Here is a 23211-nt window from a genome sequence, read left to right as displayed (position 1 = left end):
TGCGTTCCCACCGCCGCCCTCGCTCGCCTAGTGTCGCAACGCATAAGGCCTACGAAGGACGTGAGGAGCGCAACATGCGACGAAGTCTGGCAGCGATATTCGCGGCCGGGGTCACGGTATCCCTGCTGGCCGGTTGTTCCGACGACTCCGATGAATCAGCTGACCGAAGTACGACCGCATCATCAACCCAGTCGGCGACGACCGAATCGGCGTCGCCGATTCCGGATTCCGCCGACGCGACCGTGGCACCCGTCGGCGAGGGCAACCTTCGCGCCGACTGCGCGGGTCTGACCTCCGACGATCTGACGCAGATCTTCGGCACCGAGTTCGACACGCCGATACCGTCGAGCGGCGCCAACAGCACCATCGACGACATCAACTACCAAACCGTCGGGTGCAGCTTCGAATCCGTCGAATCAGAAACCGATGCCAATACGATCGAAGTCGATCTGGACCTGTCCTTTGCAGAACAGTTCAGCGACAACGCAGTGCAATGTATCGAGCCATCCGACCACATCCACCCGGTGACTCCCGTCGCCGGCCTCGGCAATCAAGCGTGGTGGCAGCCCGGCGATTTCGGGAACTCGACCGATGCCGAAGGTGAGCTCACCGTGTGTGTGGACGATGCCCTGATCGCTGTCGAGATCGAAGGCCCGCAAGAACTCCGGGAGACCCTGCAGGAGCAGGCAATCGAGATCGCCCGGATTGTTGTCGGCTGAGCCGGGTCAGACGTCCGCCATTCAGGCGTCGATGTAGAAGTCCAGATCGAGGGGTTCGGTGCCGCCGTACGTCGAGAGGTCGGTGACCCCCGCGCCCTTGAGGACGTCCGCATCGATCAGGACTTCACCGGTGACCGAGGACGGCCGCGCCAAGATCAGCGTGGCGGCATCGGCCATGACCTCCGGCTCACGCGCATGCAGCGCGGCCTCGGGATCGGCCTGAAGGTTCTTCACCGCGGCGGTGGCGATGGTCGTCTCGGGCCACAGGCAGTTGCTGGCGATCTTCTGATCTGCGAACTCGGCCGCGAAGCCGAGGGCCAACACTGTCATGCCGTACTTCGAGAGTGTGTACGCGGGGAACTTGCCCAGCCAGTGCGGCGACATGTTGAGCGGGGGCGCGATGGACAGAATCTGCGCATTCGGCGACTTGGCCAGATGCGGCAGGGCCGCCTGGGTCAGCGAGAACATTCCGCGGACATTGACGCCCTGCATCAGGTCGTAGCGCTTGAGCGGCAGGTCAGCGGTCCCGGCCTCGTTGATGACGCTGGCGTTGTGGATGAGGATGTCGATGCCACCGAAGGTCTCGACGGCAGTTGCGACTGCGCGCTGCACGTCGTCGTCGACGCGCACATCACCGACCACTCCGACAGCTTTTCCGCCCGCGGCCTTGATCTCGTCGACTGCGGTATGAATCGTGCCCGGCAGCTTGGGATGTGGCACATCGGTCTTGGCCAGCAGCACGATGTTGGCGCCCCGCGCGGCCAGCGCGAGCAGGATCGACAAACCGATACCGCGGCTGCCACCGGACATGAGCACGGTGCGGTTCTCGAAGGCATTGGAAGCCAACGACTCCAGCTGATTGTCCGACATGGTTCGCAAAGCCCTTCGACGTAGTGATGCGCAACTTGCTGCAGGTTATCAGAACGTCATTCTCGTTTGCGAGAGGAACCCTCTACCAGGCGCGACCGAATCGGAAAGTCGAGTACGCATGACACACCGAGCCCCTGGGACGAGAGTTGTCACCAGGCCCATCCGGACCCACAACACGCCGACGAGCGAGGAAACGATGAAGACCTACAACGTCCAACCCGGCGACACCCTCTTCGCCATTACGCAGCGCGAGTACGGCGACGGGACCCTCTACCCGGTGATCGCCCGCCAGAATCATCTGGCCGACCCGAATGTCATCAGCATCGGGCAACAACTAGAGGTTCCCTACGTGACGTTTCGCCACAGGTTCTCGACCCCCGACAGCTCCGCGGCCCGGCAGGCGATCACGCAGAATTACTACGGCACCACCGACACCGCGACGCAATTGATCTGGGAGATGATCAACGGGGTCGCGCAACGGCCGATTCAACCGGGGTCATGGTTACTCATTCCCGACCTCGCCAATCCCGGCCACCACACCGTCGTCACCGGCGACAATCTGCACGAGCTTGCCTTCCGCTGGTACGGCGACGACCACTTGCGGATCATGCTCGCACACGCAAATCAACTGCCGCACAACGCGATACTCGCTCTCGGGCAGGTCCTGATCAGACCCGGCCTGAATCGGCGCGCCCATGTTGCCGGCGACACGCTTCACACGCTGTGCGAGACCGAATACGGCAGCGCGAATCTGGATACCTGGATCGGGGTTGTCGCCGCCGCGAACCACATCACCGCACCCGATTCCTTGTTCGCCAACCAGGTCGTCTACTTCCCGCGATAGCCACGAATACCGTGACCGGCCGGCCACCTTTACCGCCCCGGTCAGCCCTCACTTCCCGGCGTCGGAGGGTTCGTCGCACCCTGACCTCGGGATCCGGGCGGTAACCCCGAAACAACACGTACCTGTCGATCGATAGGCTGTCTCCCGGCGCTACCGCACGACTACAGCCCGCCGCACCGCGGGAAACCGTCTCGCGATGCTCCGCGCATGAAGGAGCACGATTTCTGATGATCGACACGAAACTGCAGGATCTCTACGACGAAGTGATCGCCCGCAACCCGGGCGAGGACGAGTTCCACCAAGCCGTCAAAGAGGTGCTCGACAGTCTCGGCCCCGTGGTCGCCAGGCACCCGCAGTACACCGACTCCGCCATCATCAAGCGGCTCTGCGAGCCTGAACGCCAGATCATCTTTCGCGTGCCCTGGACCGACGATGCCGGGCAGGTCCAGATCAACCGCGGCTTCCGGGTCGAGTTCAACTCCGCACTCGGACCGTACAAGGGTGGTCTGCGGTTTCACCCCAGTGTCTACCTGGGCATCGTCAAGTTCCTCGGGTTCGAACAGATCTTCAAGAACGCCCTCACAGGTCTACCGATCGGTGGCGGTAAGGGCGGCTCCGACTTCGATCCGAAAGGCCGTTCGGACGCCGAGGTCATGCGGTTCTGCCAGTCGTTCATGACCGAGCTCTATCGGCACATCGGCGAACACACCGACGTCCCCGCCGGTGACATCGGCGTGGGCGGCCGCGAGATCGGATACCTCTTCGGTCAGTACAAGCGCATCACCAACCGATACGAATCCGGTGTGCTGACCGGCAAGGGCTTGTCGTGGGGCGGTTCGCAGGTACGTACCGAGGCCACCGGGTATGGCACGGTGTTCTTCGTCGGCGAGATGCTGAAGGCGGCAGGTGAGTCGTTCGACGGCAAGCGTGTTGCAGTATCCGGGTCGGGCAACGTTGCCATCTACGCCATCGAAAAGATCCATCAGCTCGGCGGCACCGTCATCGCGTGCTCGGATTCGAGCGGATACGTCGTCGACGACAAGGGCATCGACCTCGATCTGCTCAAAGACATCAAGCAGACCCGGCGCGGTCGTATCGCCGAGTACGCCGAAATCCGCGGCGGTGGAAGCACATTCAGCACCAACGGCACCATCTGGAATGTGCCGGTCGACATTGCGCTGCCCTGCGCGACCCAGAATGAGCTCCAGGCCGACGATGCGAAGGCCCTCATCGCAGGCGGTTGCACCATCGTCGCAGAGGGCGCAAACATGCCAACCACACCCGAGGCGACCCGCCTGTTTGCCGACTCCGGCGTACGGTTCGCCCCGGGCAAGGCCGCCAATGCCGGCGGTGTGTCGACCAGTGCGCTCGAGATGCAACAGAATGCGTCACGGGACTCGTGGTCGTTCGCGCACACCGAGGCGCGTCTCGCCGAGATCATGCGCAACATTCACGACACCTGCCTGCACACCGCCGACGACTACGGTGTCCCCGGCAACTACGCAACCGGGGCCAACATCGCCGGATTCACCCATGTTGCCGACGCGATGATCGCGCAAGGCCTTATCTGAGATCCGACCCGGAGATTCAGCGGTTACGGCGCCAGATCGCGGCGGACAGCACCGTCGCAAAGCCACACCAACCGGCATAAGGCACCAGTGCCGCCGCCGCGCTCGACGATGCCGGCGCGGCACGGCGGACCAGATCGACGCTGCTGGCGGCGAGCGCCGCGGCCGTCAAGGTCGCAGCGCCGGTACGGTGCGCTTTGAAGAACACCCAGGTCCAGGCGCCGTTCAGGATCAGATTCGCGATCAACGCACGTTCGAAGGCAGCCGCGTCGATGTGGCGCATGTCGTCGTTCAATGCGTCGATCGTTGCCGCCGAACTGATTGCGACATCGGTATACAGAGCCGTCCACGCGATCGGGAACACTATTGCCGGTGGCTGAAATGGGGGCTTCGACAATCGGCGATACCAACTCGAATTGGTGTCTTTCGATGCAATCGAGCCGACCACGGCCGTGATGGTGACCGCGCTGGCGGTTCTGACAATCGAACGCATTACCGGCACTCCCGTCGACATCGAACAGTCCTACCCGCCAACGTACCCCCGGCGACCGGACCGTCCGACGTCATCGGAGGATGAACCTCTCTGCCCTACACCAGCAGGCGTCCGAATCGGCACCGCAGATGCGCATTCCAGAGAGGTAGACGAAAGCCCAACTGGGACACCCACAATGACCCCTGTCGACGTCCATTTCGCTGCCGTCCACGGAACCCGGCGAATCAGTTCACGCCGTGACGTTGCTCGGTACAACACCGCGGGCAAGAGTCAGCGGGAGATCGTTGTAGGTGGCGATCCCCGGGGCAGCGGCGACAACGGCGGAGATTGCGTGGATGGGCGGCAACGCGGTCATGATGTTCCCGAGCTTGAGGAAGTCGGCCATGGTTTCGGCTTCGTAGTACGGCGGCGGAAGGAAACCGATACTCATGTTGACCGTCGGACGGCCGTCGATGGTGATCTTCCAGCTCTCGGCGCCCATTTGCCAGTCAGGTTCGAGGGTCTGGCCCTTGCGCCATCGCACGTTCACGTCGATCAGCGTCGTCTCACCCACGCGCCCTTGCCAACTCACATACACGCCGGCAACACACCCCGCCGGGATCGTCCACGAACCCAGATCCACGTCGGCCGTGGTGTGCGCATACTCTGCCTCACAGACGATTTCGTCGAGTTCGACGCCGAGCGAATCGGCGACCAGGCGGACCGCCTCGGCAAAGATCGCGGTTCCGTTGGCGGCCATCGGAGCCAGATCCGGATCGTCGATGGGAGTGCCGAATCCCACCGGCCGCTCCGTGTCGGGTGAGTCGTAGAAGGTCGTGTCCGCGGCTTCGGCAATGGTGACCTTGTCGACCCGGTCGCAGGCATTCGTCGCCACAATTGCGAGGAGTTCGGCGAAGCCCGGACTCACACCGGAGCCGAAGATCGTCGATCCGCCAACGTCGCAAGCCTCCAGGATCCGGTCCCGGCCCTCCCCGAGATTGTGGCCGGTGATGAACGACGCCGAGGTGACGACGTTGGCGCCGGACGACAGGATCGTGACCAGTTCGTCGACGTTGATCCACATGGGGTTGTAGACCACCACGTCAGGTTTCAGCGCCAACAGTGCGTCGACGTCGCTTGTTGCCGTGACACCCAGCGGCGCCATCCCGCAGAGTTCGCCGACATCGCGTCCCACTTTGTCCGGAGACCAGGCGAAACAGCCGATGAGTTCGAGTGTGGGGTTTGCGGCGATCGCCTTTGCGGCTTCGATTCCGATGTTGCCGGTGGTCCACTGGACCACACGGTGAGGTGTGAGGTTCTTCGGTGGCATAGCTGCCTCGATTCAAGTCCGGCGTTTCCACCATGACTACACGGGACGACGCACACCGCGGCGCATTTTCGGAATCTTTTTCCCGATCGGGGAAAACTAGGTCAGGCGGAGGAACCGATCACCGCCAGGCGGTGCTCCAGACCGGCGATGATCACGGCCAGATCGAACTCGAGTTGGCCGTCGCCGGACCCTGCACTCTGCCTGGCCGTCACCAAGCTGCGAAGCACGGGAAAATCCGTGTCCGGGGCGCTCGTCAAAGTGCGGGCCACATCGGGTACGTCAGGATGGATCTTGCTGTCGTTGGCCTGCAACGTGTCCCGCCCGGTCGAGTAGGCCACCTCGGTCAGCAACGCGAGGATCCGGCCCGCCTCATCGACGCCGAAACCGGCATCGACCAGGGTTTGCAACACCCGCTCGATCGGAGCCAGCGTGCGCACACCGCCTGCGCCCGGTAGGCGGATGTACATCGCCAGCGCACCGACCGTGACAACCGCATCGCGCATGGCACTGGCATACCGCCGGATCACCTCGCGCCAGTCGGCGCCGGTCGGTAATTCCACCCGGCTCAACTCGGACTCGAACACATCGAAGGCGACCAGCTCACGTAAGCCGTTGAGATCGTTCACGTGGTAGCTGAGAGCTTTACGGTCGACGCCCAACACATCGGCAACCGCCTGCATCGTCATGGTGTCCTGCGGCAGGGTGCGTGCGGCCCGGATGATGCCCTCACGACTGATGCGTGGGGGGCGCCCCCGGCGCGCAGCAGCGGGATTCTCATTCGCCGAGTCCGGCAATGCGCACCTCCCTCGGGCTTGTGGCCAACCCTAGTTCAGTGATCGGTAGACCTACGCGCAGTCTGGCCAGAAGTATGGGCAAACCCTTTCTTGAAGCGGCACACTGAAAACATGACCGAGAACTGGGCCCTCGCCGACCTGTACCTGAGTAACGTCCTGATCGGAGATGATCCGGCCCTCGACGCCGTCATCGAAGCCAATGCCGAGGCGCAGCTACCGGCGATTGATGTCGCACCCGTCCAGGGCAAGTTCTTGCACCTGCTCGCACGAGCGATCGGTGCCCGGCGGATCCTCGAGATCGGAACACTCGGCGGATACAGCACCGTCTGGCTGGCGCGGGCAGTTGGCGGCAGCGGACGTGTCATCACACTCGAATACGAGCCACACCACGCCGAAGTGGCCCGGGCAAACGTCGACCGCGCCCTGGTCGGCGAACGCGTCGAGATCAAGGTCGGCGCGGCACTGGACATCTTGCCCACCCTCCCCGCGGACGCCCCGTTCGATCTCGTGTTCATCGACGCCGACAAGCCGAACAACAGCAACTACGTGCGCGCCGCGCTGCGGGTGTCGCGGCCGGGCACCGTCATCGTCGTCGACAACGTCGTCCGTGCCGGCGCCATCGCCGACCCGACCGAGGACGACGAACGGGTGGTCGCCAGTCGTGAGGTACTGGATCTCTTTGCCACCGACCCTCGGCTCGATGCCACCGCACTACAAACGGTGGGCGTCAAGGGCTGGGACGGATTCGCAATTGCGCTTGTTCAGGACGTCGCCTAGATCTGACCCCGGCGCTGCAGCGGTTTGCGGTGTTGCCGATTCCTCTGGAACCGAGTGCGGCGAAGGCGTTTCCCCGAAGTTCGTCCCACGGGCGGGCAGGCATCCGACGATGAGACCGAGGAACACAATCCACACCGCGGCAGGCAAGAGATCCCAGACCGCCCACTCATCTACCAACTTCCACCTGTTGTCCAGCAGGTGTTGGGCGCCCAGTGAGAGAAGGCCGCAGATTGCGATGACCAACGTCGCCCACCGGCCGGCCACCCATCCCCACACCGACAGAGCCGCGAGTATTGCACCAGCGGCCGCCGCGACAAAGAGGTTGTTGTCGACTCCGTCAAATCCCCAACTATCCGGAAAGTGCTCATCACCGTCGGCCAGATAATGGGCTGCGACAGCAACTCCGATCGCAGCCACGATCGCCAGGTAGCTCGCGAGACGGCGATACCCGAACTTGTCAAACCGTCGAGTGCGCGATGGTGGCCGCAGTCGGTATGCCCGCTGATTCAGCCAATGCTGCCCGGCTCCGATCGCGACCAGCGCGACAATGAATGTCTCAAGACTGGTCCGGATTCCGAAGTCGCGTATCCAGCTCGCATACGAGCCGACCAGCAAATAGGTGGCGATACAAGCAAGTACGATCCCGATCCCCATCGACCATCGCCGGTACGACGGCTGGTCGGCCGCTTCTGCCAACTTGATCCAGTCGCCGGATTCGGGTTTGCCGACATGGGGTTCGTCTATCCCGCCAAGGCGCGACCGGAGACTTCTCCACCTACTGCTCGCCAATCCGGCACGGATACACATGAATACGCCGGCAACGATGATGATCCCGTAGAAGACCGTCTGGACTCCCCGCGACGTGGTACCTGCCCCCATGAGGGTGGCGGCGGCGAGAATCGTGACGATCGCCCACACCAGGCGTAGCGGGTCTGCCACCAGTACAGCCACGATGCCCACGAGCTTGGCGATAATCAATGCAATCCGGGTGGCGATTCCGCCGAACGACCACCGCGATTCCGTTCCGGGAAGGCAGGCGCGTATCGCGAGCGGCAATACCCTGGACGCCAGTGCAAACCGATAGCGGTGACTGATCGCAGCAAGCGTGTCACTCCCCACTGTTTGCACGAGGGGTTCTTCGCCGGTTTGCGGTGGCGCATCGAGCTTCGAGTCAACCAAGATCGACGATTGCAGGTGGGAGATCCTGTCGGAGAGAGGGTCATCCGCAACCCCTTCCGGCCCGTCATCAGTCAATCGGTCACTTCTGGCGTTCTCCAGAATCTTGACGATGCCGGAGGCGGCGTCCAAACGTCCCCACTGCCAATCATTTTCACGCCACGTCCATTTGAAGAATCCGCCGAACCGCGAAAGGGCGTTGCCTGCCAGTTTGGTGTCGGCGTTCATGAGGCCGGCCTTGTCGCCGATGATGCTCTTCATCACCGATTCGTCCGGGAGTTTTCGCAGCCACTGGCCGAGATGCTTCGCGCGCGCGGCGGCGTACAGCGTGGGTACGTCAATCGTTGGTGTCTCGTCGCTCGTGATCTCGTCGTATTCGATTATCGACACCGTCGACGGAATACCCGTCACCGCGAAGATCTTTCCGACTTCGACAATGTTGGCGTCGAGTGGGCAGTCCGCGTAGAGGTACGGGAACACCGACTCCTTCCAAGCCGTCCGAGCTCGTCCGCTCACCGTTGGACTGTGAAGGATCGCGTCGATGGGTTCTTCTGTCTCGCTTTGGATCGCCACTCGTGCACTTTCGAGCCAGTGCCAGCCCTGGTCCAGGAATGGAATCTGTGGGCCGGACGATTGTCCGGTGGATTCACCCATCCTCGGCCAGGAACCGAGACCCACATAGAAGTCGTCGGAAGTACCCGAGCCGACCTTCTCCAGAAGGGTCTTCGGCACAGTGAGTTCCTTCTGCTTCTGCCAACTACTCTCCAGCCGTCCACTCAGGCAATACGCCTCAGAGTTTTGAGTGGGCTCCCATCCGACCTCGGGAGTGCTCGCACCAGACCTCAGCGTCACAGCCACCTCTTCATCGACCGTTCGCAGTCGCGCCTCGAAAGCCAACGCGATACAGCGGTATAGGCCCTTCTTCCGCTGGGAGAGACGCGGCAACAGCGCATGTGTCGCCGGCGCGCTTGAAACAGTCGCCGCCAATGCTTCAATCCCATGTACCCATGCCAAAAGGACGCGGGCCGCATCGAGGATCGCATAGACGTCTCGCTCCAAATCAGCTGCAACCGCCCTTGTTTTGTACTCCCTGGCCAACTTGGACTTCAGCTGCAGCAGGTCTGAGGACGTGAGGACTCCATAGTCCGCGGATACTCGCGGCGGCCGGCAGAGCTCAGACCATGGATCCGACAGCACCCGCGCAAACCTGCCGGCATCCACTCCGATTCGACATTGCCGGTAGCGGTCGGAACTCACGGAAGGGCAGGCGCCCTCAGCCGTGCCCAACAGCGCCGCGAAAGCGGCAAGTCGACTTCGCAGCTCCAGTACCGAATCATTGTGGGCACGAAGCAATGCCAGCTCATCACCGGCGCGCTCGGAGCGTTGTTTGAGCGCCATCGACTTACGGATGACAGGTATCCACGACGCGGCGGATCCACGGTCCGTTCTCGCGGTCGACGGGGCGAGGTGTGCCTGCCTATTCGACGGCGGCTCAGGGTCGAGATAGACGAGCCGGCGTTCGGTGGGTTGCGATGCCGGCGCGCGCTGTATCGCGCGGATTGCACGGTCGATCGGAATGTTGTCGAAAATGCCACCGTCCACCACATCGAACGGCAGATACTTCGTGTCGCCATCCAGATCTTTCGCGGCGTCAGGGCTGTCCGGGACGGGACGGGCAAACGGAAAGCACCGCGCCATATCTGGTTTCGGACTCTGTTGTTCATCCTCGCATGAATAGACCGTTGCCGGTTCGAACGCACCAGGGAAGGATGAGGTGGACCGGGCAGCCAGGGCCATTCGACTGAGCGCAATGTCTACATCCGCGCCCGTGTCCCCGAGACTCGGAATCGTCGAGTATGGCGTCCCCAATCCGCCGGGACGACGAGTGAACGAGAATCCGGTCGCATTGCTGCGGTGCGGTTGGGATCGATCCTCGAGCAATGTCGCCGCCAATTCCACTGACAAGTGCTGACCAACAACAGGATTGGTACCAGCTGTCGTGTCATCGTGGTTATTCGGGGCTTGGGCACCGGACCGGCCGATCTTCGCGAGCGCCTCCTCGATAACGGCGAGCAGACGCTCGTCTCCTCGGAGAATCGACTGGACGCCCCCTCGACCTCGCCCGCGAAGAAGTTCCCAGATCCCACCTTTCTCGATCCAGGTGTCGTGAACCACGCGGTCCATGACCACACCTCGACTTTGGGCCAGCCCCAGAAGAATTGCGTTGAGTCCACCGGCACTTGCACCCGCGAGAATGTCGATCTCGACATTCTCGAATTGGGTCCTGCGCAACAGATCTGCGTAGATCTTCGCCCGTTCGCGCTGCCCTTCGCTTTCCGTCGCGCAGTTGGGGTAACCATCCTCCTGCAACGCGCCGTTGCACGCGCGTCGGAACAGATCAAGTTCTGCGACCGCGCCCCCGATCCAGACGGCCAGACTCACACCGCCGCGCATCGCCAACGCCAGCCGGAGCGTCTTGTACTGGCCTGGGGTTGATTCAGCCATCGTTACCCCTCGATCACAGGCCACAGACAACCCTGGACGTCGCGACCAATTGCTTTGCAATTGAACAGCACCAGAGGCAATTTCGATAGCGAATTTGGCACGAAATCACAAAGTCTGCCCTTTCAGGCAATCTCGGACAAATGCCTACGCCCGTGTCAGGAAGGCCAGCACCGCAGAGAGCCAGGCCTCGCGGGCCTCGATCATCGTCCAGTGCCCGCAGTTCGGGAACACGTGGAGTTCGGCGTTCGGGATGTCACGCATCGGTAGGACGGCCATGTCCACCGGGCTGACCCGGTCGTCGCGGCCCCAGGTCAGCAGAGTCGGCGCTTTCACCTTCTGCAGCTGCGCCCAATACGGCACCGCGTCGGCGGAGTTGTTCGCCGCAATTGTCGCGGCAAATGCCTTGCTGCTGTACATGCGTCGTGCGATCTCCAGCGTGGTGGGCTCGGTCGCAAGCTCCCAGCGCTCGTCGATCAGTTCCGGCGTCACCAGTCCGCGATCATGGACCATCGACAAGAGCCAGCGGATCATGCCTTCCCGCGTGGGGTTGTCGGTGAACTCCATCAGTAGTTTGATGCCCTCGCTGGGCCCCGACGAGAAGATGTTCTTGCCCATGCCGCCGATGGTGATGAGCTTGCCGACCCGCTCGGGTTCGGAGATCGCGACCTTCGTTGCGACGATGCCACCCATCGAGTTGCCGATGATGTCGACGGCACCGAGACCGAGTCCGTCGAGGAAGACGCCGACGGCGGATTCGGCCATCACCATCGGATGCCCGTCGACGGGGTCACTCACACCAAAGCCGGGGAATTCGAGTACCAGGCAACGAAAATGCTCCGCCAGTTCGGCGAGCACTCCGCGGTAGTTGCGCCATCCGGTGACCCCGGGGCCCGATCCGTGGAGCAACAACAGCGGCGGTCCGTCACCGGCCTCGTGGTAGCGAAGCACTCCGAGGCTCGTCTCGAGTTCCCGTCGGCTCTGTTCATAGCTCGCGTCTGCAGTCATGGACGACGACGTTGCCAGGGCACTACCAACGTCCACAGTAGCGATTCCGCTGAACGAGATGCCAGATCAGCAACAATCGTTGTGTACCAACAGCTTCCACTGTGTTGAGGTCGGGTGACCTTCTTCCACGAGCTCAGCCCTGCGAAGCGCGGGCAAGCAACTCGCGGGCCCCGGCACTGCCGTCGAGCAATCGCGCAGTGCGGCGGCGGATCAGCCACCGACCATCGATTCGCCCGAGGTCGAAGCGGTTCGCGGTGACGCGCCAGACCCGAAACGAATCCTCGCCAACATTGCGACGCAGGAGCAGCGAGTGGCACGTCGCCACCGCAGTGTCGCCGTCGACACGGATATGGACGGGGTCGAGAAGATGCCCGCAGCCCTCGTTGATGTAGTCCTGATGGGGCCTGGTGCGCACCATCTCGGTGATCGCGTCGCGTCCTTCCATCACCCGGATGTCGATGTCGTAGACGGCATCGTCCGCCCACAAGCGACCGACCGCATCGGCGTCACCGGCGTCGACGGCCGGACCGTAGGCGGTGAGCACCTCGTGGATGGCCGCCTTGTCTTCGAGGGTCTGCACGCGCTCGAGCAGGGAAGCCACCAGGTCTGCGGTGTCGGTCATGTCAGTCCTTCCGAAGTTGCAGGCATCCACAGGTGATGCCGGTACATCTCGTTCTACCGCTATCGACCCGACCGCACCCCAGACGTCCCGCTCAACGGAAACGTAGGTGCACCATCACTGTCTCGCTGGGAATGTTGGTCACACCACACCTGCACAGTGCGTGCAGGTCTTGTCAGTTCCGTGGAGAAATCCCCACGCAGTCCCCGGCTCGTCATGGGCCGAATTTCCAGGAAGAGTCACGCCATGGGCCAGGTATTGGACAGAATCATGCAGCACGCGGACGAGATCCGCGCGGGCGCCGCCGAAGGCGAGTCGCTGATGCGGCTCACCGACACGACCGCGAAGCACCTGCGTGATTCCGGCATCATCCGCATGTTCCAGCCGAAGGAATACGGCGGATTTGAGGGGCACCCCCGTGAAGCCGCCGAAACCACCATGGCACTCGGTGCTCTCGACGGTGCGACGGGCTGGGTCGCCGGCATCGTTGGCGTCCATCCGTGGGAACTCGCATTCTTCGATCCCAAAGCCCAGGAAGAGATCTGGGGCGCGGACAACGACATGTGGATGGCGTCGCCGTACGCGCCCATGGGTGTCGCGGTCCCGGTTGACGGTGGGTACATCCTCAACGGCCGCTGGTCGTTCTCGTCCGGCACCGACCACTGCGGCTGGGTGATGATCGGTGCTGCCGTCGGCGACAAGGACGGCAACCGCACCGACAAAGTTCTGCACGTCGTGCTGCCCCGTTCGGACTACGAGATCGACCAGGACAGCTGGAACGTCATCGGTCTGCGGGGCACCGGCTCAAAGGATCTGATCGTCAAGGATGCATTCCTACCGGAGTACCGAACGCTCGACGCCGACATCGTGCTCAGCGGCAACGGGTGGCGCCACGCGGGACGCGACGAGACCCTGTACCGCTTCCCGTTCTCCTGCATCTTCCCCCTGGGCATCACGTCATCGCTGATCGGCATGACCGAGGGCGCGCTGGCCTGCTACATCGCAGCGCAGAAGGAACGTGTCCAGGTCACCGGCGTGCCCATCAAAGAGGACCCGTACGTCCTGTTCGCGATCAGCGAGGCGGCGTCCGAGATCTCCGCTGCCCGACTGTCGCTGCTCGAGACGGTCGACCGTTTCTGGGACAAGACGGATCGCGGCGAAGAAATCGGTTTCGAGGAACGTGCAATCGGCCGACGTACCCAGATCGCGGCCGCATGGCGGGCGGTGCGTGCGATGGACGAGGTATTCGCACGTGCCGGTGGCGCTGCGGTGCATACGAAGACCCCGATGCAGCGGTTCTGGCGTGATGCCCATGTCGGTCTGACCCATGCCATCCACGTGCCCGGCATGACCTACCACGCTGCCGCACTCGCTCAGCTCGGCGGCGACCCGCAGGGCGCATACCGCGCAATGATCTGACCCTCTTCATATTTCAAGGACGGAAGCCATGACAGAACTTCGGGGTCTCGGTTACCTCAGAATCCAGACGCAGGACGTGGCGCGCTGGCGCGAACTGCTCATCGACGGCCTCGGCATGGCCGTCGGCAGCGGCCCCGAGCCGGACGCGCTGTATGCCCGAGTCGACGAACGGCGTTCGCGCATCTCGGTGCTCCCCGGCGATTCCGACAAGGCACTCGCCGTCGGCTGGGAGGTGCGTGACGAGTTCGCACTCGAGCGCGTACAGCAGGCCGTAGAGAAGTCCGGACGCACCGTTGAGGTGTTGTCGCGCAGGGAGAGTTCGTATCTCGATGCCGAACAGGTCATCGCGTTCGACGACCCGGCCGGAACCCGCCTCGAGGTGTTCTACGGTCCCGTTCTCGACCACAGCCCGGTTGTGACGCCGTTTGCCGGCCGCTGGGTGACGGGCGGACACGGCCTCGGCCACGTGGTGCTGCCTACCGCGAAGTTCGCCGAGTCATACGAGTTCTACACGCAGGTACTCGGATTCCTGCCCCGGGGCTCGATCCGGCTCGACGAGGAGGGATTGGCCCGGGTGCGATTCCTCGGCATCAACCAGCGCCACCACAGCCTCGCGCTGTGCCCGGCCCCGCCGACCGAAGAGCCCTGCCTGGTACACCTGATGACCGAGGTAGACACCCTTGACGCGGTCGGTCAGGCGCTCGATCGGGTCAACCAGCAAAAGTTCTCGATCTCGTCGACACTGGGTCGCCACACCAACGACAAGATGATCTCGTTCTACGTGCGGGCGCCGGGCGGCTGGGATCTCGAGTTCGGAACCGAAGGCATGCTCGTCGACGAACGGTTCTACACGTCCGAGGAGATCACCGCCGACGCCTACTGGGGCCATGATCAGTCGGGCTCCGAGCCGCTGAAAGCTTTCATCCCGACAGCCGGCTGACCCCCTCTCACCGCCGGTCAGAAGACATGCAACAGAGAAGCACCGTGACCCTCGTCGCGGTGCTTCTCTGCGTTCACCCGCCACCCGAGAGCGAGGAACCCCTTCGCCACTCAGACAGCGTTGCAGTACTATCCGGTCATTGATTGTCCGATCAATCAATGATTCCTTTTGCTTCGGAGTTCCCTTGCCCCCCACAGACCACGAACGACCCCAGACCGTGATGGGACGAGTACTTCTGCTGCTCGAGCCGTTTCGAGAATCCGGCAGTCTGACGCTCACCGAACTGGCCGAACGCACCGGGTTTCCGCGATCGTCGACCCATCGAATGCTCCTGCAACTCGTAGAGGTCGGCTGGATAAGTCGCCGTGGAACCAGCTACCAGCTGGGCCCGAAGCTGACCGAACTCGGATCCCTGGCGCAGAGCCATGACCGGATCCACCAGGCCGCCCGCGCGAGTATGTACCAACTGCACAAGCACACCCGAATGGCGGTTCACCTGGCAGTTCTCGAGGGCGACGATCTTCTCTACCTCGAAAAGGTCGGCGGCAGATGGGCGGCGAGCGCCCTTCCCACCCATGTCGGGCAACGCCGGCCCGCACACGAAACCGCCGAGGGCGTCGCTCTTTTGGCCCACCGCGACGGCCATGAGCCCGCCGCCGAAGAACGCATTTTCGACGGCAACAGAGGCGAGCAAGTGCATTGTGTCGCCGTCGCTTTCGATGCGCACCACGGCGAGATCGCCGCGCTGTCGCTGACCGGGCCGGCCGGACGAACACCGGAAGGTGCCGACCGCGACCTGGCCCGGGCCGCCGACCTGGTGGCCTCGACGCTCTCCATCTGAGCCCGGCGCGTCACAAATCCGCACCCGAAAGCGCATGGTCGGAGACGCACATCACCAATTCACTTTGACCCACGTCACAGTCCTGCTATCGTCATATCCACATTGATTGAGCGCTTGATCAATAGAATTGCCACGCGCTTGTAGGCCACAGTCCCGGCCTGCTGACCGATGGAGGTTTACGTGAGAAACGGCGACGACTTTTCCCCGGCTGTCATCGACCGCGTGGCAGGTCTGCTCGATGAGTTCCGTGACGGTAACGAGCTCACCTTGTCCCAGTTGTCCTGCCGCACAGGCCTACCACGTTCGTCGGCTCACAGGTTGCTGTCCCAATTGGTCGAATTCGGCTGGGTGAGCAGGCATGGGCAGTCATACGGTCTGAGCCGCACGATGTTCGAGTGGGGCGCGCTCGCCCAACAGCAAGACAGCCTGCACCGGGCCGCGCACCCGGTTCTGCATGAACTTCACGCCACCACCGGACTCGTCGTTCACCTCGCGGTCCTCGACGGCAATGACGTCCGCTACCTCGACAAAGTCGGCTGTGGCCCGGTTGCACTCCCGTCCCGGATCGGTGGGCGGCAACCCGCCCTGCGCACCGCACTGGGCAAAGCGCTCATCGCACACTCCGGCGTTGATCCGATGCGCAATCGATCGGCAGTGGCGTCCTTGAAGGCGGGGGGCACCAGTGTCGGGCTACGCCACGAGATCGCCCACATTCGGCAGCGCAACGTGGCACACGAACGCGAAGATTCGGTGCCCGGCGTTGCGTGCGTGGCCGCCCCGATCGGCAACACCCGGACCTGCGTGGGCGCCCTGTCGGTCACCGGGCCCGTCAACAGAGTCGACACCGTCACCCTGGCGACCCCCGTTCGGACGGCAGCGCGGGCAATCTGGCAGGCCTTGGGCGAGAACGGATCTGTACGTCAAGCCGGATGAGCGGCCCGGCCTCACGACGTCAGCGGACGAGTGCTTGCCCGCCGTCGACGGCCAGGGTATGACCGGTGATGTATCGGGCGGCGTCGCTGCACAGGAATACCGCGGCGGGACCGATGTCGGCCTCTGGATCCCCCAGCCGCCCGAGCGGGACCGTGCGGAGATATTCCGCGGCAGCTTCGGGTTTGTGCTGCGCCCACTGTTCCATCGACCGGGAATTGGCCAGCGGCAGAAGCGCATTGACACGAATTCCGTCGGACGCCCATTCGCACGCCGCGGTCCGGGTCAACACTCGTACCGCCTCTTTCGCCGCCGCGCAGGCGCCGGTACCAGAAGGATTCCACCGAATGCCGGCCGCTGATCCAAGGTTGACGATCGAACCGCCACCCTTCAGATATCGATGGCAGGCCCGCATCATGAGCCACGTCGCGGTCGGACCAGATTCCATGCCCTCTCGATACGTCGCCTCGTCGATGTCCAGCAGCAATCCCGGTGCCGGACTCTGAGCGTTGTTGACCAGCAACGTGATTCCACCGAACTCACCGGCGACCGCAGGCACCAGTGCTTCGATTGCGCCACCGTCGGTCACATCGCAGACAAACGCCGCCGCTCGACCGCCGCGGGTGATGATCTCCTCCGCCACGGCACCGAGGGTGGCTTCCGTGCGGCCGACCACCGCCACCTGCGCTCCGGCCGCTGCCAACGCAAGGGCGATGCCACGCCCGATCCCCTGCCCGGCGCCGGTGACGATGGCGGTGTGGCCGTCCAATACGGCCGGTTGAACAGGACGACCATCAGACGAAGTAGTCATGCATACTCCTTCAGAACATTTGAACAACCGGAGCCATTGATCGATTGATCAATGGCTATGGCACAATCAGCGCCATGGGCACCCGACGCCCGAATCCGACAGGGGTACCACCGTGGATCCGCAAGAACGCAGGAAGCTGATACTTGACCGCTCGGCCAAGATCTTCGCTCGAAAAGGTGTGTCCGCGACCACCATTCGCGAGATCGCCGAAGCGGTAGGTGTCTATTCGGGCGCGCTGTACCACTACTTCCCCTCCAAGGAAGCAATCGTCACCGAGCTCATCCGCGAGTACATCGAAGATCTGTCGGCACGATGCAATGACCTACTGGCGCGCGAGCTACCGCCTGTCGAGCGCCTGGTGGCGCTCGGCGTGATCGCGCTTGAGACCAGCGAGCAATACCACGGCGCCACGTCGATCTGGCGACGTGAAGGCGAGTACATGCGTGAACGTGTGGTCGAGGCCGATATGGCGGCGACCGCCGACACCATGGAGGTTGCCTGGCGCGATGCCATCACCGAAGGCGTTGCCGCCGGTGACCTGCGCACCGACATCGACCCCAAAGTCTTTCAAGAACTTCTCTACGACTCGTTCTGGCACGCCTCACGCTGGTTTCAGCCAAGCGCTGAGCAGACCTTGGCCGATCTCGCCCGCACCGTGATCACCGTGTTCGTCGACGGGATGCGCCACCGCGACACCTGACCTTTCGGCCCTGCCACCATCCGCAGCAGAGCCGAAAGGCATGGCATCACTCCTGGGGAGCTGCGAGGTTTTCCTCGACTTCTTTGTGCCAGTTCTCCAGGGCACGGGTCGTGTCGACCTCGAACTCGAAGCGCTCGGTCATATCTGGGGTCACATCTTCGATGTCGACGTAGAACTGGCTGTACCACCTACGGAGCTGGTACACGGGACCGTCCTCCTCGGTGAGGAGCGGGTTCTCGATACGCGTCTTGTGCTTCCAGATCTCGATGTCCTGCCCGAACTGCTCTTCGAGACCGTCGGTGAACAGCGTTGCCATGTCGGCCATCTGCTGGTCGGTCATCCCGTCGATCTTCTTGACGATGGTGCCGAACTGAAGGACAAACGAGTTCGAGGTGACCGGGTAATGGCAGTTGATCAGCTTGGACTCGATGGTGGAGCCATCGGCGACGGTGTAGATCGTGTCGAGCATGAATGATGGGCCGTAGTAGAAGGCGTCCGAGATTGTCTGCGCCTCAGGAAGATCCATCTGCACACCGGTCTTGATGTCGTCACGGCCATATGAGCGCATGTGCTGCCCGGCCACGTGTCCGTCGAAGACGTTCTTGAAGTATTCCGGCATCTGGTAGTGCACGTAAAAGAAGTGGGCCATGTCGACGACGTTGTCGACGATCTCACGACAGTGTGATCCCTCGACGTGGATCGTCGTCCACGTCCAGTCGCTCCACTGTCCGTCCTCGTAACCCTCGATCTCCGGAATCGCAAGCTCTGCAGGCGGTTCGGAACCCTGCGGGCAGTTCCAGACCATCAAAACGCCGTTGCGTTCCATCGTGGTCCAGGTCTTCGTCCGAGCAACCTTGGGGGTGCGACGAGCGTAAGGAACCGACTCGCAACGGCCCTTGCCGTTCCAGCGCCAGTCGTGGAACGGGCAGGCGATCGCGTCACCCTTGATCTCACCCCGGGCGAGGTTGCCACCCATGTGTCGGCAGAAGGCATCGAGCACGTTGATCGTGCCGGTGGAGTCGGCGAATACGACCAGATCGGTACCGAAGACCTTGACCTGGTGTGGCTTTCCGTCACGAAAGTCTTTCGCCAATCCGATGCAATGCCAGCCACGCGCGAAACGTGTCGGATTGGTGCCGGTGTCGATGTTTCGGATCTCGATACGTTCTTGCTCGACGGTCATGGGTTCTCCAAATGGGGTGTGTAGGGAGGTCAAACAGGCTGAACGGGAACGGTGGTCACCGGAGGGGGGTGAAGACTTCTTCTGCGGCAAGGGGCAAGACCGGCGGCTCAGATCGCGTGGTCATCGGAATCTTGCCGTCCTTCACCGCTTCATCGACCGTGCGGTCGAGGGCTTCGCAGCGCAGCAGATAGCCACCGGAATCGACAGCAGCGGCTGCGGCCATCTCCCGGCACGCCTGGGAGGCCTCGATGGTCCATTGAAGGCTCGTGTGAGCGGGGCTGTACTTCGCGATGAACACGCGAGCGTCACAGGTGTGGCAGGTGAGAGACTGCAATTTTCCGGATCCCTTCCTCGGATAGACCGAGACTACGAACCAGGATGTGGTGGGGACCACAGGAATTCAGTCCAGCGGAACACCGCGTTCGCGCAAGTCAACGCCGGAACCGGCGATCGCTCGCATTCGGCTCAGGTGGTGTCCTTTTGGGGATTGCCAAAATCGGGATCAGCGGGTTCAACTTTCCGCGACTTCCTGAACTTCTTGACCACGCGATCGACGAGGAAACCCAATACCAACGCGAGACAGATCGACACGACCGAACCGAGCAGCGGCTGTTTGTCAAAAAGGTCACCGACGAACCGCCCGATCAGACCCGAATACAACGCCCACGTGGTACCCGCGATGATGCTCAGGGGCACAAACTTCTTCCGGGGGTAGTGCGTCGCACCTGCGGTCATGTTGGCAGCAACGCGACCAACCGGAACATATCGGGCCGTCAGTATGATCACCGCGCCGCGCTTGTCGAGCCCGTGACGCGCCCTGCCGAGGGCCTCACGCACCTTGGGTTTGCGCATCCACGAGAAGCGTTCCACGCCGACCCGTCGGCCGATCGTGTAGGCGATGTTGTCGCCGATGATCGCGCCCAAGGCAGCAAGGAGGATGATCAGCCATAGATATGGTCGGCCCGTCGATCCGGACAACGACGCCAGGGTCGTCAGGACCGATTCGCTCGGTAGCGGCGGAAAGAACCCGTCGATGACGCACAACGCGAACAGCACCGGATACACCCATAGCGCGCTGGCCTGAGCGCTGATGAATTCGTTGATCACGTCCATATGCGCAGCCGTGCTTCCTGTCTCTGCCGGTTCCGGGTGTGCACCGGAACAGGCGTCGGACATACTTCGCAAACCGGGTGGCCGGAGCACGGCCGGTTTGCCACACCACCGATCCTGACACGGCGCCGACAGTAAAACCGCCCGATCAACGGGAAAATCAGCGAACACCCGCAGTGCTTCACCCCTACCGCCGACCCCAAAATCGGACTTTTCGCACCACCCATGTCGGCATGGTCGGGGGTCGTGGAGAACCGATCACCAATCCCTCCTCGACTCTGTCGTCCAATGCCAGGTCTGATTCCCGCCAGTCTTCAGTGTTCATTGCAGTGAAGATCAAGTGGCACAGACCAGATCGCCAAAATCGTTGGCGGGTAACACATGGAGTAGATGATGTCGAAGATTGCGTTGATCACCGGATCTAACCGTGGGCTGGGTTTCGCCGTTGCGGAAGCGCTTGGACGGGCCGGCTACACGGTGATAGTCAGTGGCAGGACACACGAGAAGGTGACGTCGGCCGTCAAAGAGCTACAGGCACAAGGGTTTGACGCGCAGGGCCAGATCCTCGACGTCAGTTCATTCGAGAGTGCACGTTGTGCCGCGGACGATCTGCGCGACCGGCACGGACATCTGGATCTGTTGGTGAACAATGCCGGAATTCTGCCGGAGGCCACTCAACCCGGTGACGTCAATTTCGTCCATCCCGCAAGTGCGTCGCAAACCTTCACCGTCAATACCGTGGGCGTCCTCAACGTCATCGAGGCGATGTTGCCACTGATTCGGCGGAGCGATGCCGGACGGATTGTGAACGTCTCCAGCACAGTTGGCTCGTTGGCAGAGCAGGACGATCCACAGTCGCAGTACTTTTCGATGATCGTGCCGGCCTATCAGGCCTCGAAAGCTGCACTGAACTCGATCACCATCGGCTTGTCGAAGCTGCTTGTCGACACCCCGATCAAGGTGACGTCGGTGTGTCCGGGGTATGTCCAGACCGACCTCTCCCCCGATAGCAGGGCGCAGGCGCCGCTCACCGCGGACGAAGCGGCCGAGGTGGTTGTCCGCGCCGCCATGCTCCCCGACGACGCCATGTCGGGAACATTTGTGGACGCAGCTGGTTCCGTGCGCTGGTGACCAGGGATGAAGGACGTCGCGGCGGCGGCGGACCACATTGTCCGCAGCCGCCGTCCGCCGCCTTCTGCTCTGCGGGACCTGTCGTATGGAATCGAATTCAGTAGCAACTGGCGTAGCTGTAGTAGCTCGAATCGTCATTGGACTTCGACACGACGCGTCCGTTGACCCAGATGGTGCACGACACGGGGCCGCCGTCCTCATCAACGATGCTGACGCTGGCGTAACCTCCGTACTCGTCTGTCACGGTGTAGTCGTAGAAGCCGCACGGGGCGCCGTTCTTCTGTTTGGGCAAACGGATCCGATTCTCGGCCGAGTGATTGCCGTACGCGTTGGTGTAGTCGATGTCGACCACACCGGGCGAGCACAGCATGTAACGCACCCGGTCGTACTGATCGGTACCGAGTGCGTGTGCCGGGGTCGCCGCAAGGCCAAGTGCCCCGGCCAACGCCGAGCCGGCAACAACAGCAACCACTGCGCGACGCATGATTCTTGACATCATTCTTTGCCTCTGTTCTCCAGGAAATCTGTTGGAGAACGAATATCAGACGGCTCAGACAAAACAGGGGGTGACAACAACGGGCCGAATGGGTTTCGCCGCTTGTCCCATAGACGACCCCAATCCATTCCTGGATCAGTTCTACTGCAGCACAGACACATTCGCCGACCCGGCGATTATCTTCGGCTCAAGATGTTCAATCGATCGGACTACAGAGGGACTAACGTTGCGCCACAGACACTCTGGACGATGATTCCGCTCGCGCTAGCGACGGCGAACCATCCCTGCCACACGAGTTTTGGCGTTGAAGGCGGCTTTCATCGCGCGATCCGCAATCGATCCATCGGGCGGCAGCATCTTGATCTGGCGAGCAAACTCCATCTGGTCGTAGCGAACAGTGTTTGTGACGACCTTCCCATCTGCGATGACAAAGTGGTCGAAACCCTCGAAGTCGATTGACCGCCCGGTTCCGGCCACTCCGACGAAAGTTCCGGCGTGACGCCCGGTCAAATGCCAATGGACCAGGACGTCTTTGCCGGCCTCGGCGATCGACAGGACCTCCATGTGGAAGTCGTGCACGGCCGCGAAGACCTGCTCGAAGTAGGCGGCGACCACGTCGGCTCCACGACACGTGCCGGTTGGGAAGTCCACGAGGGTGTCGGCGGTCCAGAAACCACGCAGGCTGTCGATGTCCTTGGCATTGAGGCGGCCCAATGACCACCGGACGAGTTCAGCGTTGGAGACGTCCCTCGGCGGGGCAGTGGTGGTCGAGGTGTGGCTGGGATCGGGCATCTGTCCTCCATGCACTTCTATGTGCGGCAAGTTCACTGGCGCCGCCTGGCGGGCTTCCATCCCAGACTGACATCGCACGCCACCCAAAGCCCGTGTAGTCGACTAGTCGACTGACGCCCTCAATCCCGCTGATCTGGCGTCGAGTAACGAACGTGCTGGTCTGGACGACATGGCTTCTG

General features: G+C 62.6%; 23 protein-coding genes. 10 read left to right on the top strand and 13 right to left on the bottom strand.

The window, feature by feature from the left end; translation table 11 throughout:
• Window positions 1–74: 74 nt before the first annotated feature.
• Window positions 75–719 carry a DUF3558 domain-containing protein gene (locus AC1TPF_RS03960; RefSeq protein ID WP_482142717.1) on the top strand — a complete coding sequence of 215 codons (645 nt, stop codon included), beginning with the start codon at window positions 75–77 and terminating at the stop codon, window positions 717–719.
• 21 nt (window positions 720–740) lie between these two features.
• Here AC1TPF_RS03960 and AC1TPF_RS03955 read toward each other — a convergent pair whose 3' ends face one another.
• Window positions 741–1589, bottom strand: coding sequence for an SDR family oxidoreductase (locus AC1TPF_RS03955; protein WP_482142716.1), 849 nt, complete (start codon window positions 1587–1589; stop codon window positions 741–743).
• 196 nt (window positions 1590–1785) lie between these two features.
• Here AC1TPF_RS03955 and AC1TPF_RS03950 point away from each other — a divergent pair, with 196 nt between their 5' ends.
• Together AC1TPF_RS03950 and gdhA are read left to right on the top strand one after the other, a co-directional pair.
• On the top strand, window positions 1786–2433 hold the full coding sequence (locus tag AC1TPF_RS03950) for a LysM peptidoglycan-binding domain-containing protein (RefSeq protein WP_482136407.1): 648 nt from the start codon (window positions 1786–1788) through the stop codon (window positions 2431–2433).
• A gap of 227 nt (window positions 2434–2660) precedes the next feature.
• Window positions 2661–4004, top strand: coding sequence for an NADP-specific glutamate dehydrogenase (gene gdhA, locus AC1TPF_RS03945; protein ID WP_482136408.1), 1344 nt, complete (start codon window positions 2661–2663; stop codon window positions 4002–4004).
• 16 nt (window positions 4005–4020) lie between these two features.
• On the opposite strand, the gene AC1TPF_RS03940 is transcribed toward gdhA, so the two are convergent.
• From AC1TPF_RS03940 to AC1TPF_RS03930, 3 genes are all read right to left on the bottom strand, one after another.
• Window positions 4021–4494 (bottom strand): TspO/MBR family protein, encoded by a 474-nt coding sequence (locus AC1TPF_RS03940; protein ID WP_482136409.1) that lies wholly within the window; start codon window positions 4492–4494, stop codon window positions 4021–4023.
• A gap of 229 nt (window positions 4495–4723) precedes the next feature.
• A complete protein-coding gene (locus AC1TPF_RS03935; protein ID WP_482142715.1) occupies window positions 4724–5803 on the bottom strand; it encodes an NAD(P)H-dependent amine dehydrogenase family protein in 1080 nt (359 codons plus the stop codon).
• Between the two features lie 101 nt (window positions 5804–5904).
• A complete protein-coding gene (locus AC1TPF_RS03930; protein ID WP_482142713.1) occupies window positions 5905–6597 on the bottom strand; it encodes a TetR/AcrR family transcriptional regulator C-terminal domain-containing protein in 693 nt (230 codons plus the stop codon).
• Between the two features lie 111 nt (window positions 6598–6708).
• Here AC1TPF_RS03930 and AC1TPF_RS03925 point away from each other — a divergent pair, with 111 nt between their 5' ends.
• Window positions 6709–7374: an O-methyltransferase gene (locus AC1TPF_RS03925; RefSeq protein WP_482142712.1), complete on the top strand. Its 666-nt coding sequence runs from the start codon at window positions 6709–6711 to the stop codon at window positions 7372–7374.
• On the opposite strand, the gene AC1TPF_RS03920 is transcribed toward AC1TPF_RS03925, so the two are convergent.
• From AC1TPF_RS03920 to AC1TPF_RS03910, 3 genes are all read right to left on the bottom strand, one after another.
• The gene (locus AC1TPF_RS03920; protein WP_482142710.1) at window positions 7309–11055 is read right to left on the bottom strand and encodes a DUF3376 domain-containing protein; all 3747 of its coding nucleotides are present in this window, start codon (window positions 11053–11055) and stop codon (window positions 7309–7311) included. The two genes, AC1TPF_RS03925 and AC1TPF_RS03920, sit on opposite strands and share 66 nt — an antisense overlap.
• Window positions 11056–11199: 144 nt before the next feature.
• On the bottom strand, window positions 11200–12060 hold the full coding sequence (locus tag AC1TPF_RS03915) for an alpha/beta fold hydrolase (RefSeq protein ID WP_482142709.1): 861 nt from the start codon (window positions 12058–12060) through the stop codon (window positions 11200–11202).
• A 133-nt stretch (window positions 12061–12193) separates the two neighbouring features.
• Complete coding sequence (locus tag AC1TPF_RS03910) at window positions 12194–12682, bottom strand: nuclear transport factor 2 family protein (RefSeq protein ID WP_482142707.1); 489 nt, start codon at window positions 12680–12682, stop codon at window positions 12194–12196.
• 243 nt (window positions 12683–12925) lie between these two features.
• Here AC1TPF_RS03910 and AC1TPF_RS03905 point away from each other — a divergent pair, with 243 nt between their 5' ends.
• From AC1TPF_RS03905 to AC1TPF_RS03890, 4 genes are all read left to right on the top strand, one after another.
• The gene (locus AC1TPF_RS03905) at window positions 12926–14098 is read left to right on the top strand and encodes an acyl-CoA dehydrogenase family protein (protein WP_482142705.1); all 1173 of its coding nucleotides are present in this window, start codon (window positions 12926–12928) and stop codon (window positions 14096–14098) included.
• A gap of 28 nt (window positions 14099–14126) precedes the next feature.
• Window positions 14127–15038, top strand: coding sequence for a biphenyl-2,3-diol 1,2-dioxygenase (gene bphC, locus AC1TPF_RS03900; RefSeq protein ID WP_482142704.1), 912 nt, complete (start codon window positions 14127–14129; stop codon window positions 15036–15038).
• 184 nt (window positions 15039–15222) lie between these two features.
• On the top strand, window positions 15223–15879 hold the full coding sequence (locus AC1TPF_RS03895; protein WP_482142702.1) for an IclR family transcriptional regulator: 657 nt from the start codon (window positions 15223–15225) through the stop codon (window positions 15877–15879).
• A gap of 180 nt (window positions 15880–16059) precedes the next feature.
• On the top strand, window positions 16060–16812 hold the full coding sequence (locus tag AC1TPF_RS03890; protein WP_482142700.1) for an IclR family transcriptional regulator: 753 nt from the start codon (window positions 16060–16062) through the stop codon (window positions 16810–16812).
• Between the two features lie 19 nt (window positions 16813–16831).
• Here the strand turns inward: AC1TPF_RS03890 and AC1TPF_RS03885 are convergent, their stop codons facing one another.
• Window positions 16832–17620: an SDR family NAD(P)-dependent oxidoreductase gene (locus AC1TPF_RS03885; RefSeq protein WP_482142699.1), complete on the bottom strand. Its 789-nt coding sequence runs from the start codon at window positions 17618–17620 to the stop codon at window positions 16832–16834.
• A 112-nt stretch (window positions 17621–17732) separates the two neighbouring features.
• Between AC1TPF_RS03885 and AC1TPF_RS03880 the strand changes: the two genes are divergently transcribed.
• Entirely contained in the window at window positions 17733–18320 is a 588-nt protein-coding gene (locus AC1TPF_RS03880) for a TetR/AcrR family transcriptional regulator (RefSeq protein WP_482136421.1), read from the top strand.
• 46 nt (window positions 18321–18366) lie between these two features.
• Here AC1TPF_RS03880 and AC1TPF_RS03875 read toward each other — a convergent pair whose 3' ends face one another.
• From AC1TPF_RS03875 to AC1TPF_RS03865, 3 genes are all read right to left on the bottom strand, one after another.
• Entirely contained in the window at window positions 18367–19503 is a 1137-nt protein-coding gene (locus AC1TPF_RS03875; protein WP_482136422.1) for a 3-ketosteroid-9-alpha-monooxygenase, oxygenase component, read from the bottom strand.
• Window positions 19504–19558: 55 nt separating this feature from the next.
• Window positions 19559–19837 (bottom strand): hypothetical protein, encoded by a 279-nt coding sequence (locus tag AC1TPF_RS03870; RefSeq protein ID WP_482142697.1) that lies wholly within the window; start codon window positions 19835–19837, stop codon window positions 19559–19561.
• A gap of 131 nt (window positions 19838–19968) precedes the next feature.
• On the bottom strand, window positions 19969–20616 hold the full coding sequence (locus AC1TPF_RS03865) for a DedA family protein (RefSeq protein WP_482142696.1): 648 nt from the start codon (window positions 20614–20616) through the stop codon (window positions 19969–19971).
• A 390-nt stretch (window positions 20617–21006) separates the two neighbouring features.
• On the opposite strand from AC1TPF_RS03865, the gene AC1TPF_RS03860 reads away from it, so the two are divergent.
• Window positions 21007–21744 carry an SDR family NAD(P)-dependent oxidoreductase gene (locus AC1TPF_RS03860; protein ID WP_482142694.1) on the top strand — a complete coding sequence of 246 codons (738 nt, stop codon included), beginning with the start codon at window positions 21007–21009 and terminating at the stop codon, window positions 21742–21744.
• A gap of 97 nt (window positions 21745–21841) precedes the next feature.
• Here the strand turns inward: AC1TPF_RS03860 and AC1TPF_RS03855 are convergent, their stop codons facing one another.
• A complete protein-coding gene (locus AC1TPF_RS03855) occupies window positions 21842–22228 on the bottom strand; it encodes a hypothetical protein (protein WP_482142693.1) in 387 nt (128 codons plus the stop codon).
• A gap of 276 nt (window positions 22229–22504) precedes the next feature.
• Entirely contained in the window at window positions 22505–23032 is a 528-nt protein-coding gene (locus AC1TPF_RS03850; RefSeq protein WP_482142691.1) for an ester cyclase, read from the bottom strand.
• Between the last annotated feature and the right edge of the window lie 179 nt (window positions 23033–23211).

Source organism: Williamsia sp. Y853, assembly GCF_056786495.1.
Note: the sequence above shows the minus strand (reverse complement) of the source record. Positions and strands in the feature narration are given on the sequence as shown.

Coding starts and splice junctions, on each gene's coding strand:
- AC1TPF_RS03960 (WP_482142717.1), top strand. CDS start 75: ATGCGACGAAGTCTGGCAGCGATATTCGCGGCCGGGGTCACGGTATCC.
- AC1TPF_RS03955 (WP_482142716.1), bottom strand. CDS start 1,589: ATGTCGGACAATCAGCTGGAGTCGTTGGCTTCCAATGCCTTCGAGAAC.
- AC1TPF_RS03950 (WP_482136407.1), top strand. CDS start 1,786: ATGAAGACCTACAACGTCCAACCCGGCGACACCCTCTTCGCCATTACG.
- gdhA (WP_482136408.1), top strand. CDS start 2,661: ATGATCGACACGAAACTGCAGGATCTCTACGACGAAGTGATCGCCCGC.
- AC1TPF_RS03940 (WP_482136409.1), bottom strand. CDS start 4,494: ATGCGTTCGATTGTCAGAACCGCCAGCGCGGTCACCATCACGGCCGTG.
- AC1TPF_RS03935 (WP_482142715.1), bottom strand. CDS start 5,803: ATGCCACCGAAGAACCTCACACCTCACCGTGTGGTCCAGTGGACCACC.
- AC1TPF_RS03925 (WP_482142712.1), top strand. CDS start 6,709: ATGACCGAGAACTGGGCCCTCGCCGACCTGTACCTGAGTAACGTCCTG.
- AC1TPF_RS03920 (WP_482142710.1), bottom strand. CDS start 11,055: ATGGCTGAATCAACCCCAGGCCAGTACAAGACGCTCCGGCTGGCGTTG.
- AC1TPF_RS03915 (WP_482142709.1), bottom strand. CDS start 12,060: ATGACTGCAGACGCGAGCTATGAACAGAGCCGACGGGAACTCGAGACG.
- AC1TPF_RS03910 (WP_482142707.1), bottom strand. CDS start 12,682: ATGACCGACACCGCAGACCTGGTGGCTTCCCTGCTCGAGCGCGTGCAG.
- AC1TPF_RS03905 (WP_482142705.1), top strand. CDS start 12,926: ATGGGCCAGGTATTGGACAGAATCATGCAGCACGCGGACGAGATCCGC.
- bphC (WP_482142704.1), top strand. CDS start 14,127: ATGACAGAACTTCGGGGTCTCGGTTACCTCAGAATCCAGACGCAGGAC.
- AC1TPF_RS03885 (WP_482142699.1), bottom strand. CDS start 17,620: ATGACTACTTCGTCTGATGGTCGTCCTGTTCAACCGGCCGTATTGGAC.
- AC1TPF_RS03875 (WP_482136422.1), bottom strand. CDS start 19,503: ATGACCGTCGAGCAAGAACGTATCGAGATCCGAAACATCGACACCGGC.
- AC1TPF_RS03865 (WP_482142696.1), bottom strand. CDS start 20,616: ATGGACGTGATCAACGAATTCATCAGCGCTCAGGCCAGCGCGCTATGG.
- AC1TPF_RS03860 (WP_482142694.1), top strand. CDS start 21,007: ATGTCGAAGATTGCGTTGATCACCGGATCTAACCGTGGGCTGGGTTTC.
- AC1TPF_RS03855 (WP_482142693.1), bottom strand. CDS start 22,228: ATGCGTCGCGCAGTGGTTGCTGTTGTTGCCGGCTCGGCGTTGGCCGGG.
- AC1TPF_RS03850 (WP_482142691.1), bottom strand. CDS start 23,032: ATGCCCGATCCCAGCCACACCTCGACCACCACTGCCCCGCCGAGGGAC.